Origin of the sequence: Pseudomonas moraviensis subsp. stanleyae (assembly GCF_036283065.1) — a bacterium.
Classification (GTDB): domain Bacteria; phylum Pseudomonadota; class Gammaproteobacteria; order Pseudomonadales; family Pseudomonadaceae; genus Aquipseudomonas; species Aquipseudomonas stanleyae.
Genome location: NZ_JAADJI010000018.1, coordinates 49768 through 68513, shown reverse-complemented (window position 1 = coordinate 68513; position 18746 = coordinate 49768). Strand labels below are relative to the sequence as shown.

The window sequence follows — 18746 nt, the reverse complement described above, 5'->3', positions numbered from 1 at the left end:
GGGAGCTTGCTCCCGCTGGGCTGCGTAGCGGACCTCAAAAATCCGAAGGCCGCCATTTTTGCCAGCGCTGCGCACTGGAGCGGGAGCAAGCTCCCTCGCCACAGGGACCACATCTGCCTTCAAGCGAGCAACTTTTCCAGCTGCGCGGTGGTATCGACTGCGCCCATGGTCCGGGCCGCGTCCAGCGCGGTGACGCCATTGGCGTCCTTGGCCTTCGGATCTGCACCTTTGCCGATCAGGTAATCGACGATTTCAACGCGGTTGAACATCGCCGCCATCATCAACGCCGTGCGGCCGTCGAATGAAGAACCTTCGATTTCGGCACCCGCCTCCACCAGCGCTTTGACCACCGCCAGATCGCCTTTGAACGCAGCACCGGCAATCGGGCTCTGGCCGTTGCCATTGCGCATTTCCGGATCGGCCTTGTGTTTAAGCAGGACCTTCACTGCATCAACATGGCCGTAGTAGCTGGCGAGCATCAACAACGTGTCGCCCTTGCTGTTTTTCAGGTTCACCGGCAGCCCGGCGGTGACCAGGCGATCGAGCATCTCGGCATCACCGTCGCGCGCCTTGTTGAAAACCTGCTCGGTGAATTCGGCAGCTTCATCAGGGGTCATCTGGCGGCTTTGGTCAGACATGTGGCACTCCATTTTCGGTCTATCGGAAAGCCGACAGTTTCCCGAGCGCGACGGTGGCTGTCACTCGGTTTTTTCCGAGTGTCCCGATAGCCATGCTCAATATCGATGTTTGCCTTGTTGAATTTCAGCAAGGATTTCCTCACTGACATGCACGTAAGTTTCGCTGCCGGGGAGCCAGGCGAAGATAGGATCATCGCCGGTGAGGCCGGGATCGAAGCCCTCTTTCTTCAGGCGAGTCTTCTGGTATTTGAAGGTCCCGGTGGTCTCCATTTTCACTTTCACCCGCAGGAACAACGGCACGGCATAGGCCGGCATGCGTTGTCGGGCGAAACTCAGCAGTTCGGCGAAATCCAGCGTGGCCAGGGATTCGGCGGGGGTGATTGCGGCCATCCCCGCGCGTCCATTGGTGTTGGGGATTTCCACGCCGTACGCCACCGCTTCAGAAATCAACGGATGCTGCAGCAACAGGTTCTCGACTTCGGTGGTCGACACGTTTTCACCCTTCCAGCGATAGGTATCGCCGAGGCGATCGACGAACTGCGCGTGGCCGAATCCGATGTTGCGCAGCAGGTCGCCAGTGTTGAAAAAGCGATCACCCTTGTTGAACACATCGTGCACGACAACGCGGTCGGTTTTCTGCGGATCGGTGTAACCGTCCAGCGGTGCCTTGTCGTCGATCCGTGCCAGCAGCAGGCCCTGCTCGCCTTTGCCGACCTTGCGCATGAAACCATCCTCGCCGCGCAACGGCTCGCCACTGTCGTGATCGTAGGCAACCAGTTCCCAGGCCATCAGCGAAAAACCGACGGTGTTGTCGAAATTGAGGATATTGCTGAAACCGATATTGCCGTCGCTCGCGGCGTACAGCTCACAGATGTGTTCGACGGCGAAACGCGTCTTGAACTCGCCCCACGCGCCGGGGCGCAAGCCATTGCCGATCATCTTGCGTACGTCATGGCGGCTGTCATCGGCGCTGGCAGGTTGCTCGACCAGATAGCGGCACAACTCGCCGACATAGCCGATAGTGGTCGCGCGATAGCGGCGCACATCATTCCAGAACTGACTGGCGCTGAATTTGCGCCGGATGGCAAAACCCGAAGCGCCGTTGATCGCCGAGCCCCAGCACACGCACAGGCCGGTGGCGTGATACAGCGGCAAGGTGCAGTAGACGACGTCATCCGGGCCCATATCGAGGGCGATCATGCCGAAGCTTGCCGAACTGCGCATCCAGCGCCCGTGCTTGAATACCCCGGCCTTGGGCAGGCCGGTGGTGCCAGAGGTGTAGATGTAGAAACATGGATCGTCGAAGAAAATCTGCGCGCTGCTTGGCGGGTTGTCGCTGCTGGCGTCGGCACTGGCGCTGATCAGATTGACGTAACCCTCGGGCGCGATGCCCGGATGGCTGTACGTGTCTTGATCGGCGACAAACCATGTACGTGGTGCAGCTATGGAGACTTCATCACGCACGCCGGCATAGGTCGCAATCAACTCTGCGCCGACCACGATAGCCACCGGCGCGACCAGGTTGATGCTGTGGACAAGCGTGTCGCGCATCAGCGAGGTATTGAGCAGCGCACTGACCGCACCGAGCTTGGCCAACGCGAGAATGGTCACCAGCAATTCCGCACGGTTCTCGATGAACACCGCGACCACATCGCCTTTGCCGATGCCCTGCTCGCTCAGATAATGCGCGATGCGATTGGCCCACTGGTTGACCTGCGTGTAGGTCAGCGCAACGTCATCCTGCATCAACGCCACGCCGTCTGGATTGCGCAGCGCCGCCTGCTCGAAGGTCCAGCCCAGGCCACACGTTTGGGTCGGATCCGTGACGTTGGCGACCTTCATGCCTTTGACCACCCGTGGGATGGCTTTGGCAATCATCGGCAGTTTGCGGAGCATCATGCCCCAGGTAATCGTGTCGCTTGGTGCGTGACGCATGAAAGCTCCCCGTTCGACCTTGACGTGCAGATCGCTGTTCTTGTTATCGGGTAATGGCTGCGACCGACGCGTTTTATCGAAGGTCGAGAGGGAAAGTACGTCAGCGCTCGCGAGGCTGTACACGCGGTTTTTGCAATGATTTGTATCCCGTCGCGCTGGATGGGAAAGCGTGGATTCTGGTACGGACGTTTGGTTCCGTTGTGCCAGGAAAAATCACGCAAAATGCAGGATGCACGATGGCCATTCATGCAGATTGCACGACGCCTGCAAAATGCAACGATTGCAACCGATTGATTTATAAGGTTTTTTATTCTAATCAATACTGGCACAAACGCTGCAACTACCTCCGCATGCTTGCCATTCAAGTACATACGGAGCTGATGACATGAGCCTGATTCAAGAAAAATTTACATCGCTGTTCTCCAACTACGAAGTCAGCACTGCCCCACGTCCTGACGGTGGCATCCTGCTCACTTTGCGTAGCAGCGACGGCAAAGTCTTCAAACGCGCCCTCTCGTATCAGCAGCTGCATGCCGGTGACCAACTGTCGTGGGCGATCAGCGCGATCCGCCGTGACCTGGCCGAACAGGCCAGCGAGTTGCCGCAAATTGCAATGCTGCAGAGCCAGCAGCGCTTTGCCCTGCCGACGTATCACTCGCTGTAATTTGCTTTAAATAAAACAGGCCGTGGAGCATGCGCTTCACGGCCTGTTTTTATGTGCGCATGATCTTTGTAGGAGCTGCGGCACGCTGCGATCTTTGGATCTTGATTTCATGCCTAAATCGAAAGATCGCAGCCTCGTTTCACTCGACAGCTTCTACAGGGACTTGTGCAATGGTCAGAAGGCTTCCGGTTCGATTCCGGTAAAGCTGTCGACCGTTACATGCCCAGCCAACTCCCCGCCTTCACGCGCCAGCCCGCAGGTTTTCAGACCGGCTGCCTGCGCAGCGTCGAGCTCTTCGACGATGTCCGACAGAAACAGGATTTCATCTGCCTCTACACCTACCGCCTGCTGAATATTGCGATAGGACTGCGCCTCCCGCTTGGGCCCCGACGTGGTGTCGAAATAGCCGCTGAACAGCGGCGTCAGATCCCCTGCCTCCGAGCAGCCGAAAATCAGTTTCTGCGCCTGGATCGATCCGGAGGAGTACACAAACAGTTGATAACCGGCGGCATGCCAGCGTTGCAGCGCTTCAACCGCATCCGGATAAACGTGGCCTTTCAACTGCCCGGCCTGATAACCCTGCTCCCAGACCATGCCTTGCAATGCCTTGAGCGGCGTGGCCTTGCGGTCTTCGGCGATCCAGCTCAAGAGGATTTCAACAACCCGTTCAACATCGGCCTGCGGCTCGTTGCTGTCGCGGCGCACGACGTCGAGCTGTCCGGCGACGTCAGTGCGGGACGCGTTCTGGCGCACGAAATCCGGCAAGTGTCTGGCGGCGTACGGAAACAGCACATCGAAGACGAAACTCACCGCGCTGGTGGTGCCTTCGATGTCGGTGAGGATAGCTTTGATCGACACGGTTTCAGTCCTCCAGACGCGGGAAGCGACCAGCGATGTCTTCGCCGGTGAAATTGGCAACCCAGCCTTCCGGGTTGTTGAACAGACGGATCGCCACGAAATGTGGATGCTCACCCATGTCGAACCAGTGCCTGGTACCGGCCGGAACCGAGATCAGGTCGTTCTTCTCGCAGAGCACGGCATAGACGTAATTGTCGATGTGCAGGGTAAACAAGCCACGACCGGCAACGAAAAATCGCACTTCGTCTTCGCCATGGCGGTGTTCTTCGAGGAACTTGGCGCGCAGTTCGGCTTTTTGCGGGTGATCACTGTTAAGACTGATCACATCAACGGTGATGTAACCGCGCTCGGTCATCAGTTTGTCGATCTGCTCTTTATAAGCGCTGATGACTTCTTCCTGACTGGCGCCGGGCTGGATCTTCGCGGCGGCTTGCCAGCGGTCGAACCGCACGCCCTGCTCGGCGAGCGTCGAAGCGATATCTTCGAAATGGGTCAGCACCTTGTTGGGAATCTCAGGGCTGGAAACGTGATAAACGGACAGGCTGCTCATGGGCAATTTCTCGGTAGCGGCGGCGCCGTCCGGCTCTTCAAGACCGGTCGGGCGCAGCATGTCATCAGGCAAACGGGCTGTTTCTGGTGAACTCAGCCTTGGCGGTTCATGACGCTGCGGGTTTTCAACTCGCATTCAAACAGGAATTCAAAGGCCTCGATCTGCCGCAGCGCGTCGCTCATCTGCGCGCCCCAGGTGTACAGGCCATGGCCGCGAATCAGATAACCGACGCAGTCGGGATGGGCGTCGAGCCAAGGCTGCACCCTGGCGGCGAGGCGCGCAATGTCCTGATCGTTGTCGAAAATCGGCACGCGCACCCGCGATTCGTGAGTCGAGATGCCGCTGAAAGCTTTTTGCAGTTCGTAGTCTTCAAACTCGATGAAGTCTTCCGGCGTCAGGCGCGACAGCACCGTGGCGTTCACCGAATGGGTGTGCAGCACCGCACCGATCTCCGCGCGCCAGCTGTAGAGCTGGGTATGCAACAACGTTTCGGCGGAGGGTTTCTTGCCCGGCTCCAGGCTATTGCCGGACAGATCGGTGGCGAGCACGTCATCCACACCCAGCTGGCCCTTGTGCTTGCCCGACACCGTCAGCAACGCTTCGCTTGGCGACAGGCGTGTCGAATAGTTGCTGCTGGTGGCTGGCGACCAGCCCCGTCCATATAGAAAACGCCCGGCGTCGACGATTTGTTGGGCGAGCTGTTCACGGCTAAGGCTCATGGCCTGTCCTCTTGCATACGTGTGGCAATGATAACGGCAGCGGCAAGCGCTGCGAGACTGGCAATACTAAAGGTCAATGCTGGGCCGAGCGCATTCCAGCTGTAACCGGAATACAGCGCGCCGAGCGCCCCGCCGGTGCCGGCCAGTGCCGCATACAACGCCTGGCCCTGACCTTGCTGGCGGGCGCCGAAACTACGTTGCACGAAAGCGATGGCAGCCGCATGAAAGCTGCCGAACGTCGCTGCGTGCAGCACTTGGGCGAACAACAGCACCCAGAGAAATTCAGCAAACGAACCGAGCAGCAGCCAGCGCAACGCCGCCAGGAGGAAACTCGCCAGCAGCACCCGACGCAGGGAAAACCGCGCCAGAATGCGACTCATGGCCATGAACATCAGTACTTCCGCCACCACACCGACAGCCCAAAGCATGCCGATGACGCCACGGCTGTAACCGAGGCGCTCGAGGTGCAAAGTCAGAAAGGTGTAATACGGTCCGTGGCTGACCTGCATCAGCGCCACACAAGCATAAAATGCCAGCACGCCGGGATGGCGCAGTTGCTTGAGAAAGCCCTCGCCCGTCGGCCGATTGCCTTGCGCCGGCTGCGCATTCGGCACCCACAGACTGCTGAGGACGATGCCGGCCATGATCAGTACCAGCGCCGCCGGGTAGATGTCCAGGCTCAGCCATTCGAACAACCGCCCCAAGACCACCACGGTGATGATGAAACCGATCGAGCCCCACAGGCGAATCTGGCTGTAGCGCGACGTTTGCCCTTGCAGGTGCGCGAGAGTGATGACTTCGAACTGCGGCAGCACCGCGTGCCAGAAAAACGCATGCAGGGCCATGACCATCGCCAGCCAGGCATAGGTCTGGCTGACGAAGATCAGCGAAAAGGTCAGCAACGTACAGACCGCGCCAAAGCGCACGATGGCCAGGCGTCTGCCGGTGTAATCGCCGAGCCAGCCCCAGATGTTCGGCGCCACGCAGCGCATCAGCATCGGAATCGCCACCAGCTCGCCGATGCGTGCGGCGCTGAAGCCGAGGTGATCGAAGTACAGCGCGAGGAACGGCGCTGTCGAACCGAGCAAGGCGAAATAGAACAGATAGAAACTGGACAGCCGCCAGTAAGGGAGCGCCGCCACGCCGGTTATGCCGCGACGGCTTTGAGCGCAGCCATCAGAGCTGGCCCAGCACCGGCGTGCTCACGCGCACATCGGCGTTCTGCCCACGGTGGCGCAGCAGATGATCCATCAGCACGATGGCCATCATCGCTTCGGCGATCGGCGTGGCACGGATGCCGACGCACGGGTCGTGACGCCCCTTGGTGATCACGTCGACCGGGTTGCCGCTCACGTCGATCGAACGCCCCGGCGTGGTGATGCTCGAGGTCGGTTTCAACGCCAGATGCGCAACGATCGGCTGACCGGACGAGATACCGCCGAGGATGCCGCCAGCGTTGTTGCTGAGGAAACCTTGCGGCGTCAGTTCATCGCGGTGCTCGGTGCCACGCTGGGCGACACAGGCAAAACCGGCGCCGATCTCGACACCTTTGACTGCGTTGATGCTCATCAGCGCGTGGGCCAGTTCGGCGTCGAGGCGATCAAAAATTGGCTCGCCAAGACCCGGCATCACCCCTTCGGCGACCACGGTGATCTTCGCCCCGACCGAGTCCTGATCGCGGCGCAACTGGTCCATATAGCCTTCCAGCTCCGGGACCTTGTCCGGATCGGGACTGAAGAAGGCGTTTTCCTCTACCGAATCCCAGGTCTTGAACGGAATCTCGATCGGACCGAGCTGGCTCATGTAACCGCGAATGACGATGCCCTGACTGGCCAGATACTTCTTGGCGATCGCCCCGGCCGCCACGCGCATCGCGGTCTCCCGCGCCGAACTGCGGCCGCCGCCGCGATAATCACGCTCGCCGTATTTGTGGTGGTAGGTGTAGTCGGCGTGGGCCGGGCGGAACAGATCCTTGATTGCCGAGTAGTCCTTGGACTTCTGGTCAGTGTTGCGGATCAGCAGGCCGATCGCGCAACCAGTGGTGCGGCCCTCGAACACGCCGGAGAGGATTTCGACTTCATCGGCTTCCTGACGCTGGGTGGTGTGGCGGCTGGTGCCCGGCTTGCGGCGATCGAGGTCGCGCTGCAGATCTTCCAGGGAAATCTCCAGGCCCGGCGGGCAGCCGTCGACAATGGCGACCAACGCCGGACCATGGCTTTCGCCAGCGGTGGTGACAGTGAACAACTTGCCGTAGGTATTGCCGGACATGCAGGACGCTCCGTGAAATCAAACCCGAATTCTTGATGCGCGCCAGTATACGCAGGCTAACCGAGTAGTTCATCCTCGAACCTTAGTGGTGCCGGCGAGTCCAACCGGCACCTTGACCAATGATGGCGTGATGATGCTGCGAGTTCTGATCTTGAGTCTTACCCTCTTTACCGGCTTTGCCCAAGCGACAGTCCTACAACGCCCGGTCACTCTGGACACTGGCAACGGCGAACTTTTCGGTTCGCTGTTGCTGCCCAAGTCCGACAGCCCGGTGCCGATTGTTCTGATCATTTCTGGCTCGGGTCCTACAGATCGCGACGGAAACAACCCCGACGGCGGACGCAATGACAGCCTCAAGCGTCTGGCCTGGGTGCTGGCCAAACACAACATCGCCAGCGTGCGCTACGACAAGCGCGGTGTTGCGGCGAGCCTGGCGGCTGCTCCCGACGAACGTGATCTGTCAGTTGAAGGCTATGCCGCGGACGCGGTGGCGTGGGGGCAGAAGCTCAAAGCTGATCCGCGCTTCGGCAAACTGATTCTGCTCGGCCACAGCGAAGGCGCGCTGATTGCCAGCCTCGCCGCGCCGAAGCTGGACGCGGCGGCGGTGATCTCGCTGTCCGGCAGCGCGCGGCCGGTCGATCAGGTGATCCGCGAGCAATTGGCCCGCAGCCTGCCGCCGCCTTTGATGCTGCGCAGCAACGAACTGCTCGACAGCCTCAAAGCCGGAAGCCCCGATGACAATGTGCCGCAACCGTTGCAGGTGATCTTCCGCCCGAGCGTGCAGCCGTACCTGATTTCGCTGTTCCGCCAGGATCCGGCGCAAGCCTTTGCCCAACTGAAAATGCCAGCGTTGATCGTCCAGGGCAGCAACGACATTCAGGTTGGCACCGAGGACGCGAAGCTGCTCAAGGCAGCAAAACCTGACGCGCAATTGACCGTGATCGAGGGCATGAACCATGTGTTGCGCATCGTCCATAACGACATGAAGCGGCAATTGGCTTCCTACAAGGACCCGAATCTGCCACTGGCCGCCGAACTGGGCGCCGCCGTCATTGAATTTATTGACGGAATTCGTGCAAGTTAACTGCGTTTTACCCTCCAGCCTCACAGAAAACGGCCGATAAGCCTTTGTCGCCAGCGCAACGTCTGGCGGCAAGCAGGGCTTGGACAGGATCTCGCCGTTATGACTGACACCCAGACTTCACCCGACACTACCGCCGAAAAAGACGCTCCGCCAGCGGTCGAGCTGCCGTGGGCGGACGTGCAGGCCGAGCACCACAAGATGCTCCGCCTCGCGCCGCTGCAGACCGATCGCAATACCGGTGGCCGGCCGTTGCGCTTTGTCGAATTCGGTTACGCCGAGCGCAACAGCAAAGAGCGCAGCCTGATGCGCATGGCGATCAAGCTGACAAACCAGCGCGTGCGCAAAGAGCAGAATCATCTTGATGTGTGGGTCGACCACGCCACCAAACGGGTGAGCTTCGGTCCCGACAGCGGCTTGCAGATCGAACCGCTGAACCGCGGCATCGGCCGTTTCATGGCCGCGCAAGGCATCAACTGGGCGAAAAAGCGCTGGCCCGGCTACACCGTCGACGGCATGGACCTGAACAACAAGGACGCGCTCAACGAAGACACGCGCTTGCGTCGCGACCATTTCCTGCGCGTACACGGCTTCGATGTGGCTTACGCCGATGCCCAGCATTTGAAAGGCAGCATCAAGGCTGTGCAGGTCGGTGACCTGCTGGGTGACTGGAACAGCGAGAAACTGCAGATCGTCGAGATTCTTGAAGCCGCGCAAATGCTGCAGCAGGCCGAGCAGAATCTGGCTGAGCAGGAAGTGAAGCTGAAAAAGCAGGAAGAGAAAGTCAGCAAGTTCAAGCGTGAAGACGCCGGGCTGCGTTTCACCATTACGTGTCTGGTGGCGTTTGCGGTGTTTCAGGCCGGGTTGCTGATCTGGATTGCTACGCACCGTTGATGGCTTGAGACCGCGTCGCGGCCATTCGCGAGCAGGCTTGCTCCCACAGGGGAATGCATTCCAATGTGGGAGCGAGCCTGCTCGCGAAGCTTTTAACCGGTCAGACGCGAGATGCGAAAAGTGCCTGATGCGCGCGGCACTGCTCCGCTGTCAGCATGAACACGCCATGCCCGCCGCGCTGGAACTCCAGCCAGGCGAAATCGACTTCCGGGTACAACGCTTCGACATGCACCTGGCTGTTGCCCACCTCGACAATCAGCAAACCCTTCTCGGTCAGGTGATCCGCCGCTTCGGCGAGCATGCGCCGGACCAGATTCAGACCATCATCGCCGCAGGCCAGGCCGAGTTCCGGCTCGTGCTGATATTCGTCCGGCATGTCGGCGAAATCTTCCGCGTCGACGTAGGGCGGGTTCGACACGATCAGATCGAAACGCTGCCCCGGCAAGCCCTCGAAGCCATCGCCCTGCACCGTGTAGACGCGCTCATCGACGCCATGGCGCTCGATGTTCTGATTGGCCACTTCCAGCGCTTCGAATGACAGATCCGCTAGCACCACTTCGGCATTCTGAAACTCGTAAGCACAGGCGATGCCGATGCAGCCGGAGCCGGTGCACAGGTCGAGAATCCGCGCCGGTTCGTTGCCGATCCACGGCGCAAAGCGGTTTTCGATCAGCTCACCGATCGGCGAACGCGGGATCAGCACGCGCTGATCGACGATGAACGACATGCCGCAGAACCACGCCTCGCCGAGCAGATAAGCGGTGGGAATGCGCTCTTCGATACGACGCTTGAGCAGCCGTTGCAGATTGACCAGTTCGTCATCCTCCAGCGCGCAATCGAGATAGCTGTCGGCGATTTCCCACGGCAGGTGCAAAGCGCCCAGCACCAACTGGCGCGCCTCGTCCCAGGCGTTGTCGGTGCCATGGCCGAAAAACAGATCCTCCCCATGGAAGCGGCTGACGGCCCAACGGATGTGGTCGCGCAGGGTACGAAGTCGGGAAGTGATCACGGCGTAGAACTCCAGAAAAAACGACTGGCGATTCTAGCAGCCAAAACGCGCGACGACGACGCAGGAAAAACCGCGCGGCAACGGTAGGAGATTTCTTTTTTTTGCATCAGGCATTGAACGGAACGTGTAACTTGACAAGGCTGCAGGCCAAGAACGACGGCGCCTACGATGGTAGCGATTCACAGAAGCGCTCAGCCAGAGGACAATGTCGCAAAAGCCCCACCCCGAGGAGCCCCAGAATGTCCGTTCCAAAAACGATGTTTCAACTCAGCGGCCGCGGTTACGCAGCGGCCACACTGAGCCATGCCACCGTGGTCATCATCGATGCCCAGAAGGAATACCTCAGTGGCCCGCTGGCCCTGAGCGGCATGGACGCGGCCGTCGCGAACATCAAACAAGTGGTTGCCGCAGCCCGTGCCGCCGGTCGGCCGATCGTGCACGTGCGTCATCTCGGCACCGTTGGTGGCCTGTTCGACCCGCAGGGCGAACGGGGCGAATTCATCCCCGGCCTGGAACCGCAAGGCGATGAAACCATTATCGGCAAACTGCTGCCGAGCGCGTTCCATGGCACCGAATTGCTCGAGCGCCTGCAGAACCTCGGCTCGCTGGACCTGATCGTCTGCGGTTTCATGAGTCACTCCAGCGTCAGCACCACGGTGCGCGCGGCGAAGAACCTCGGTTTCCGCTGCACCCTGGTCGAAGACGCCTGCGCGACCCGCGATCTGCCATTCAAGGGCGGCGTGCTCAGCGCCGAGCGCGTACAGGAAGCGGAAATGGCGATCATGGCCGACAACTTCGCCACGCTGGCCAAGACTCAGGACCTGATCTGATCCTGCCCTTGCGAGCGGTGCATTGGCGCCGCTCATCCGCTATATCCGCTGATTTGCCGCAAATGCCATAGCCTCAGGAACAACCCGGTCAACTCCCGGTCGAAGGGCCGATACCATTGAGGAAGGTCGGAATGAAGTTATCCGATGGATTTGACGCACGCCGTTTGCGGCCCAAAGGCCAAAGCAACTGGCGTTTTCGATTTGGCGCGGCGATCTCGGCGATTCTGGCGACGTTCGGCGTGCTGCTGGCGATGGCCGGCGCAGCCAGCCTGCTCGGCCGCCCGCCAGCGCTGGGTGACTTGAATGCATCGCCGCTGGGCTCGGCAATCATGCTCGCCGTCGGTTTGCTGTTCCTGTACTTCGGCGTTGCCCTGTGGCGCCGCTGCCGCCGTCGCGCACGGCAATCGCGGGAACTGAACATGTCCCCGCATCTGATGAAAAAACACGACTGACCGACGGCCTGGCTTTTTGCCGGGCCGTTTTCTGTCGACTTGGGTAAACTGGCCGCCCCTCGCGGAGGCTGACATGCAAGACGACGATTTTTCTCTGTTCAAAAGTGCCATCCAGGGCGTCAAGCCTATCAAGCACGACCGCGCCGATACCGGCAAACCCAAGGCCGACCGCGCGCAGATCGCCAAGCTGCGTCAGTCCGCCACCGTGCGCAGCGACACCACCATCATTGACGGCCTGTCCGACCAGTTCGTGATCGACGTCGGCCCGGAAGACGAGCTGATGTGGTCCCGCGATGGCGTGCAGGAAAGCCAGATGCGCAAGCTCAAGGTCGGGCAGATCCCGTTCGAAGGCAGCCTAGACCTGCACGGCATGAGCGTGGAAAAGGCCCGCGAAACACTCTGGGCCTTTCTCGCCGAAGCGACCAGATTCGAAATCCGCTGCGTGCGCGTGACCCACGGCAAGGCTGTGCGCCTGGATGGCAAGCGGCCGATGATCAAAAGCCACGTCAACACCTGGCTGCGCCAGCACGCGCAAGTGCTCGGCTTCTGCTCCTGCCAGGCCCGCCACGGCGGCGCCGGCGCGGTTTATGTGATGCTGAAACGGACGATGATGGAAGGTCGCGACGAATAAAGCCGTCACACCGAACTTGCAGGGTTGTGTCCGCCACCGTACCCTTGCCCTTTGCGAAAAATCCCCACAGGTAGTTTCATGTCCCTGGAACAGAATTACACCGCGATGTAGGGTGGGTTCTGCCAGGTGTCCAAGGGCAATGAAATCGGGAGCCTCGTACCTCCTGCCACCTGACTTTTCTTGCTCAAACGCACTCATTGGTACGGAAATTGGTACAAGGTCTCACGCCTGGAGCTGTATACATAGGCGCCATGAGGCTTATTCCGGGGACGAAACCTCCTCGCTCTGATCTCAGCCTTCGCCAGTATCGGAGGGCAAAAAATCACTTTGCCATAACAGCCGCTGCCGAGCTCATCGCTCGTAGGGCATATCTTTCGAGGCGTTTTCCCCTAGCCAGTAAGCCCAGCAAGGTAAATGAATTCTAGACTTGCATTCACGAACGGCTAAAATGCGCCTCGACTATGAGACCCCTTCCTATGATTGACGCAGTTGACCTGTTCTGTGGTGCCGGCGGACTAACCGCAGGCTTGCGGCACACCGGGATTTCAGTTAAAGCCGGTTACGATATTGAGCAGCAATGCGAATATGCCTATCGCGAAAATAATGGTGCTTCCTTTGTTGCTAAGAACGTAGAGGAAGTCACTGCTGAAGAGCTCCTAGCGTGGTATCGCCCAGGCAGATATAGATTATTGGCAGGCTGCGCACCCTGCCAACCATTTTCTAGCTATAACCAAGGCAAAGATACTCGCAACGACCGCAAATGGCCGCTGTTGTACGCTTTCCGACGCCTGATTGAAGAGACTCAACCTCACTTGGTTACAATGGAAAACGTTCCTGATGTAACCAAGCACGAGGTGTATCATGACTTCGTGAAAGGCCTGATTGAGCAGGGATATTCTGTGTGGGCGGATCGTGTAGCTTGTGTTGACTATGGTTTACCGCAGCAGCGGCGACGGCACGTATTACTAGCATCCAAACTGGGAGAAATTAATTTAATAGCCCCAACTCATGCGAAAAACCCGCTTACCGTTCAAGAGGCAATTGGCAATTTACCTCGCCTTGCTGCTGGAGAATGCGATCCTCATGATCCATTGCACCGCGCTGCTACCCTGACTCCTCTGAACATGCAGCGAATTATACATTCACGCCAGGGCGGAACCTGGAATGATTGGCCCATGCACTTAATTGCGGAGTGCCATAAAAAACCGAGCGGTAAAACATATCCAAGCGTCTACGGACGAATGCGCGCAGATCAACCTAGCCCTACAATGACCACATTATGCTATGGCTTTGGCAACGGTCGCTTTGGACACCCAGATCAAGCACGTGCTATTTCGCTACGTGAAGCAGCAGTCCTTCAATCTTTCCCTCTAGAATATGTTTTTATGCCTCCCGATAAGATCACCTTCAAAGCAGTAGGCCGGATGATCGGAAATGCAGTTCCGGTACGTCTAGGGGAGGTAATCGGAGAGAGCCTAGTGAATCATGTTGCATCGTACGAGGCACAAAAAAGTTCAGCAGCCACTATTACGTCGATTACGTAACGCTTCAAACAACCGACACATTGAACTGCCCAGAGCTAATCTGGGCACTGCACAATTTTAAGACAAACCCGGATATGGTGTACTTGCAGGGCTTCCCACACGAACCAACATAGACAATACCGGATTCTTATCAACATGCTTGTTGCGATATCTACTTAACGGCTCCCATCCCGACAAGGAGTGTATCGCATACAGTATTAATTCGTAGGCACAACTAGCAAACATATAAAACGTTGGAAAAGTCACTGGCAGCCAATTAGGCCGAACAGGAAGCTCCACAGCAGTTTCTGTAATAGCTATCGGCTGCACGTGAAAAAAACCATGTTTATTATCAGCAAATCTTTCCGGATGTTCAAACCTGTATCCGAACCCTCGCAGATGAAAAACATCCTCCCCGCTCAAACAAACAGCCTCCGCATTAATATCGCCATGATCCGTTGTTATAAAGCGCAACAACTTAATCCATTCATTTCGTCGATCCACATCTACAATAACGTATGGTGACTGTGCGCTAGGATTCATAAAGAAAGCGGCTAATCCAAATTCTAATTTACTCTTCGGCGAATCAGAATAGTAGATCGGCGCCTGATTCTTTCGTGCCTCCCCTGCTTTCAACGCACTATATTTATGCAATGTGGGCTGCGTGGATATCTTTCCATAATTATCATTATGTAAGTCGACCAAAAATTTAGCCAACGCTGAAGCCTGGGTTCTGTCCATATAAGCCCCGAAACAAATCACATTAACAAGTAAGATTGCGGCTCATAATTCACTGACGTATTCCCACATCTTAGATCGCCATGTACCCATCGCTCCTTATCAAAAGAGAGCAAATCACTTGGGAAGCTTTTCGCCTCGGCAGTCTGTTTAAAAGAAGAAACGTCTTCACAAAATTTTAGACTTGGCAATTTATGAATATCAAATTCCCCCTGCCCTTCCAACCCAGCCTTTGCTTCCTCCGCCCAAAATACTGGCCGACTAAACATAAAAGAAGGTTGAAATTGATACTCTGCTAGAGATTCTGGTATAAATACATTTTCAGTTAGAAAGCACAACTTGCTCCAACTTTCCTCGTCCGAATAGTCCGCCAGCACCCATGGTAACTGCGGAGCAAGATGAGGTAAATCAGCAACGACCTCTTGGTTAGGCATTACTATTTTTTCTAACCAATGCGACACTACGACAGCACAGACCCGAGAAAGCGAGCGATCATCCATATTTTTTAACAAAGGGAGATCTTTCTCTAGTACGTTAAAAACCCTTATATCGCGTCGTTCAGTCAACAACTGACGAAATGTCACTACCTCGGCACTCTCTATACCTAAATATCCCAGAATTTCATGCCCTATGAAACGCGGCGATTCAACATTAATCACCTCAAATCCTAGAGCTTGCGTAATTGGTGTGTTTAGATTATTCAGAACAAACTCATGCATCTGTGTAAATCTATTCTTCTCGGAGATTAGGTTAGGCCAATGCCATGGACGAAACCCTGAAAATTCGCTTACTGACCAGAGAGAGGGTTCTGCTACTTGTTCACTGCCCACATCAAGATCAGCGTAAGAAGAGGATGTACGTGACATGGTCAAATCGAATGAGTTAGTGCCGAATTGATTTACTACTACAATCGGTCCAACGTCGCACATTAGCCTGCCGGCATATGCCACCTCAGCCCCAGTAGACCAAGCGGACCCTCCAGCTACAGTCTCTAATCCTAAAAGATCATAATCCACCATGACTAAATCATAACCACTTAGAGCTTCTGAGGGATTAAAATGTTCTTTTCTGGACTCTAGGCGTTTGGTGTGAAGATCAGCAATTATGCTAGAAACCTCTCCGGTTCCCGGAACGATTACATCAAAATCCCCATACCCTTCAATTTTTTTCTTCCACGACTCCGCTCTATCTGTTTCATCATCCAATATCAGTATTTTCATTCTTGCTGCAACTCCCATTCAATCTTAAATGCTGTACTGTAACCTTTAAAAGGTTTAACAAACCCGATATCGCAACCTAGTGAGTCTGACACCATCTTAACTATCGTCAAACCGATACCCATTCCTCCGAGCCCAAGAGCTTTTCTTTCTTCAGGTATTTCCAACCGACGAACGAAAGGTTTAAACAGATCTTCGCTATCCTCCAACCTAACGCCGATACCCGTATCTAGAACATAAAGCATCCTGGATCTGCCATCTACTTGCGAAACACAACGAATGGTCTTCTCTGGCGAATCTATCATTGCATTTATGGAGTTTATGAATACATTCTGGAAAACTGCGTTCCACGCTGCTAACGAGGCTTCAGGAAACATGAGCCCGGCGTCTACATCGGAACAATCTACATTTATGTTTCGGAGAAGCGCTTCGGAATTCGTAACAATTCTTTCTAGTACCTTTTTCACCTTATACTTATTCCGCTTTTCGCGATCATATTCGTTCATAAGTGGCGAGAATAGTTTACGTACCTTCGCAGACCGTACGGCCCAAGCATCAATTGCCGATATCAGTTTTTCGTCTCGAACGTTACCGCTACGACTAGCTAAATCACGCCTAATTTCATTAAGAGCCGAAATTTCTTTCCCAGACTCGTGCTCCATCGCAATTGCAGCCATACCTGTAGTTGCGAGAGTCGCAAGCAGAATTCTTTCCGCATTTATACCGTCTTGACGCTGCCGCTCCAAACTCTCCAGTTCTTCAAATCTATCGGAAACTGATATTACTTCTTTTCTTAATGTGTCTGGAACACGCATTGAAAGCTGAAAAATCTGCTCTCTTATTTCCGAGATTTTTTCATCCGTCTTCGGAATATCTAATTTTTCGGCGGCAATTGTTCGCTGTCTGCGCTCGTAAGAACGCATCGCATAATAATCAATAGCCCACCTAACACAATTCTGAAGCTCCGCAAACGCGTCATTATCAATCAAGCGATCTCGCGTGACCTGAACATTTAAGTAGTTCCCTGAGTCGACACTTCGCTTAGAAGCCGTCCGCCTTTCGTGAGACGTTGAAATGCTGGCAATACCGAAAATTCGACTGTTGGTCGGTAGATCATTCAATCCACTCTGAACTTGAAGCTCTGCTGGCAATAGCGATGACCTGTTAAGTCGATGCGAATGTGCGATTTCCAGTTGTAGCCAATCTTGTTCATCACCTCCATAAAAAGGCAACCTAAATCCATTATCGTAAATATGAATACCGCCAAACCTACGAAAATATTCGCGGGCTTCATGGACCCCGACTCCGCCAGCTTGTTTCCCTGAAAGTTTAAATACGTAGATTTTAAATGATACTTTATCTAAAAGCCCTGTAGATTGTCCATGCTCAACTTTATACTTATCACCATCCCTAAATTCTACTCGAACCTTATTAACCCCCCCAGATCGACCATTCCTTAGCGAACCGTGTATTGTGGCGATCCAATTATCGAGTGCCTTCCCCATCTGATCAGAGAATGCTTCAACAGCCTCATCAGGCAGACCTTCGATTGTAATATCGAACTTATCCTCCTCACCAAGATCATCAATCAATGTATCTGGGGGCTTTAAGAACCATAACTCCCGCGCCAGTTCTTTAAGCTTCGGCGCATCCCACTCCTGCTTCAATCCTGTAATTTTTACCGAGGTGCCATGTGAGTAACCGGCGCCAAACGTAGTATCTTTTGCCGGGCTAATATTTGCCCCTGCCTTAATTAAATCACCTGAGCTCCTAGCGCTATCCCAATCTACATCAGCACGAAATGTTGAAGAGCCATTTTTCTTCGAAGTGAGCTCTAGCCCATCACCTAAAAACTGTACAGCTAAACGACCGATACCTTTCGAACCTGTTACCGTGCGATTCCGAGCCGTTTCCATTTTATCTTGCTTATGCGTAGTTCCGACTCGCAACCAATAATTGACATATTCGTCTCGCGACATCCCGTCGCCATTATCGGTGACGGTAATACTTTCGTCATCAAAACTTATAGATACTGTTGTCGCATCTGCATCGTAACTATTTTTTACAAGCTCAGCCAAAGCTACGTGGGGCTTACCAACCAAGCGCTCCCCTAATTCCCGCAACAATGCTGCATCAACCGTAAACTCTTTAAATTCCGTCTTTACTAGGGCGCCAGTTGTTTTAACCTGCATTTACTTTGTCCTTTTCGGTAACCTATAGCATCTGTCGCTAGGTAAATCAGGCTAAACGGTAGCACATGCGCCCCATATCAAAGCTGCGGTAGATTGGCGCCGAACGCCGGAATCATCGCCATCGCTCGTCACTCGCCCCATCCAGACGATCAGCCCTAGCCCTACAGATCCTGTCTCCTCTTATAGCAAAAAGCCATCCGAGACGTTAGGTTATCCATGCATAAAAATGAATTCCCACCGAATCCAGCATTTCCCAGATATGGTTCGCGCTGCTATAGCAGCGGTATCGGCGGTGGTCAGTAGCACCTACAGCCGGACATTAGCTATAGCGTAAGACTTCCTAAGCGATCTCGACACGTTGGGCATCAGAGAGGACTCAGTGACGGATGATGAACGCTGAGGACTTTGGTGTGAAGCTGGTCGTTACACGAATCCTCTGACCGTATGGGCCAATTTTCGGAGCGCCCAGGCGATCGCCGCAGGAGCTGCGATCAATGCGCGCAACGTTAGGCCGGCAGTAAACAAAGATATTGCAAGGGATAATTTC

General features: G+C 55.6%; 18 protein-coding genes. 7 read left to right on the top strand and 11 right to left on the bottom strand.

All coding sequences use genetic code 11. The features are described 5' to 3' along the window. Positions 1 to 119: 119 nt before the first annotated feature. Both GXB78_RS26945 and GXB78_RS26940 read right to left on the bottom strand, forming a co-directional pair. Entirely contained in the window at positions 120 to 638 is a 519-nt protein-coding gene (locus GXB78_RS26945) for an ankyrin repeat domain-containing protein (RefSeq protein WP_329517704.1), read from the bottom strand. 96 nt (positions 639 to 734) lie between these two features. Continuing rightward, on the bottom strand, positions 735 to 2573 hold the full coding sequence (locus GXB78_RS26940) for a long-chain-acyl-CoA synthetase (protein WP_329517703.1): 1839 nt from the start codon (positions 2571 to 2573) through the stop codon (positions 735 to 737). Between the two features lie 385 nt (positions 2574 to 2958). Between GXB78_RS26940 and GXB78_RS26935 the strand changes: the two genes are divergently transcribed. After that, positions 2959 to 3237 (top strand): DUF3509 domain-containing protein, encoded by a 279-nt coding sequence (locus GXB78_RS26935; RefSeq protein ID WP_016773780.1) that lies wholly within the window; start codon positions 2959 to 2961, stop codon positions 3235 to 3237. 174 nt (positions 3238 to 3411) lie between these two features. Here the strand turns inward: GXB78_RS26935 and mtnC are convergent, their stop codons facing one another. From mtnC to aroC, 5 genes are all read right to left on the bottom strand, one after another. Continuing rightward, positions 3412 to 4095 (bottom strand): acireductone synthase, encoded by a 684-nt coding sequence (gene mtnC / locus GXB78_RS26930; protein WP_329517702.1) that lies wholly within the window; start codon positions 4093 to 4095, stop codon positions 3412 to 3414. A 4-nt stretch (positions 4096 to 4099) separates the two neighbouring features. Next, positions 4100 to 4645, bottom strand: a complete 546-nt coding sequence (locus GXB78_RS26925) for a 1,2-dihydroxy-3-keto-5-methylthiopentene dioxygenase (protein WP_329517728.1) — start codon at positions 4643 to 4645, stop codon at positions 4100 to 4102. 92 nt (positions 4646 to 4737) lie between these two features. Then, entirely contained in the window at positions 4738 to 5364 is a 627-nt protein-coding gene (locus GXB78_RS26920) for a methylthioribulose 1-phosphate dehydratase (RefSeq protein WP_329517701.1), read from the bottom strand. Next, positions 5361 to 6506, bottom strand: a complete 1146-nt coding sequence (locus GXB78_RS26915; protein WP_329517700.1) for an MFS transporter — start codon at positions 6504 to 6506, stop codon at positions 5361 to 5363. The genes GXB78_RS26920 and GXB78_RS26915 overlap by 4 nt, the downstream gene beginning before the upstream one ends. Before the next feature lie 34 nt (positions 6507 to 6540). After that, a complete protein-coding gene (aroC, locus tag GXB78_RS26910) occupies positions 6541 to 7632 on the bottom strand; it encodes a chorismate synthase (protein WP_329517699.1) in 1092 nt (363 codons plus the stop codon). Positions 7633 to 7762: 130 nt separating this feature from the next. On the opposite strand from aroC, the gene GXB78_RS26905 reads away from it, so the two are divergent. Further along, on the top strand, positions 7763 to 8716 hold the full coding sequence (locus GXB78_RS26905) for an alpha/beta hydrolase (RefSeq protein ID WP_329517698.1): 954 nt from the start codon (positions 7763 to 7765) through the stop codon (positions 8714 to 8716). 99 nt (positions 8717 to 8815) lie between these two features. Then, positions 8816 to 9607 carry a hypothetical protein gene (locus tag GXB78_RS26900; RefSeq protein WP_329517697.1) on the top strand — a complete coding sequence of 264 codons (792 nt, stop codon included), beginning with the start codon at positions 8816 to 8818 and terminating at the stop codon, positions 9605 to 9607. 100 nt (positions 9608 to 9707) lie between these two features. Here GXB78_RS26900 and prmB read toward each other — a convergent pair whose 3' ends face one another. Further along, positions 9708 to 10616 (bottom strand): 50S ribosomal protein L3 N(5)-glutamine methyltransferase, encoded by a 909-nt coding sequence (gene prmB / locus GXB78_RS26895; RefSeq protein WP_329517696.1) that lies wholly within the window; start codon positions 10614 to 10616, stop codon positions 9708 to 9710. Positions 10617 to 10855: 239 nt separating this feature from the next. On the opposite strand from prmB, the gene GXB78_RS26890 reads away from it, so the two are divergent. The 4 genes from GXB78_RS26890 to GXB78_RS26875 all read left to right on the top strand — a co-directional run bounded on the left by GXB78_RS26890 (position 10856) and on the right by GXB78_RS26875 (position 14073). Further along, a complete protein-coding gene (locus tag GXB78_RS26890) occupies positions 10856 to 11446 on the top strand; it encodes a cysteine hydrolase family protein (protein WP_016773772.1) in 591 nt (196 codons plus the stop codon). 131 nt (positions 11447 to 11577) lie between these two features. After that, positions 11578 to 11898, top strand: a complete 321-nt coding sequence (locus tag GXB78_RS26885) for a hypothetical protein (protein ID WP_016773771.1) — start codon at positions 11578 to 11580, stop codon at positions 11896 to 11898. A 73-nt stretch (positions 11899 to 11971) separates the two neighbouring features. Next, complete coding sequence (locus GXB78_RS26880; protein WP_042608498.1) at positions 11972 to 12529, top strand: Smr/MutS family protein; 558 nt, start codon at positions 11972 to 11974, stop codon at positions 12527 to 12529. Between the two features lie 476 nt (positions 12530 to 13005). Next, positions 13006 to 14073 (top strand): DNA cytosine methyltransferase, encoded by a 1068-nt coding sequence (locus GXB78_RS26875; protein ID WP_329517695.1) that lies wholly within the window; start codon positions 13006 to 13008, stop codon positions 14071 to 14073. 57 nt (positions 14074 to 14130) lie between these two features. Here the strand turns inward: GXB78_RS26875 and GXB78_RS26870 are convergent, their stop codons facing one another. Genes GXB78_RS26870 through GXB78_RS26860 form a run of 3 tightly spaced genes read right to left on the bottom strand, consistent with a single transcriptional unit; the run spans position 14131 to position 18199 of the window. After that, positions 14131 to 14793 carry a hypothetical protein gene (locus GXB78_RS26870; RefSeq protein ID WP_329517694.1) on the bottom strand — a complete coding sequence of 221 codons (663 nt, stop codon included), beginning with the start codon at positions 14791 to 14793 and terminating at the stop codon, positions 14131 to 14133. A gap of 17 nt (positions 14794 to 14810) precedes the next feature. Further along, positions 14811 to 16010 carry a hypothetical protein gene (locus GXB78_RS26865; protein WP_329517693.1) on the bottom strand — a complete coding sequence of 400 codons (1200 nt, stop codon included), beginning with the start codon at positions 16008 to 16010 and terminating at the stop codon, positions 14811 to 14813. Then, complete coding sequence (locus GXB78_RS26860; protein WP_329517692.1) at positions 16007 to 18199, bottom strand: ATP-binding protein; 2193 nt, start codon at positions 18197 to 18199, stop codon at positions 16007 to 16009. The genes GXB78_RS26865 and GXB78_RS26860 overlap by 4 nt, the downstream gene beginning before the upstream one ends. Positions 18200 to 18746 lie beyond the last annotated feature (547 nt).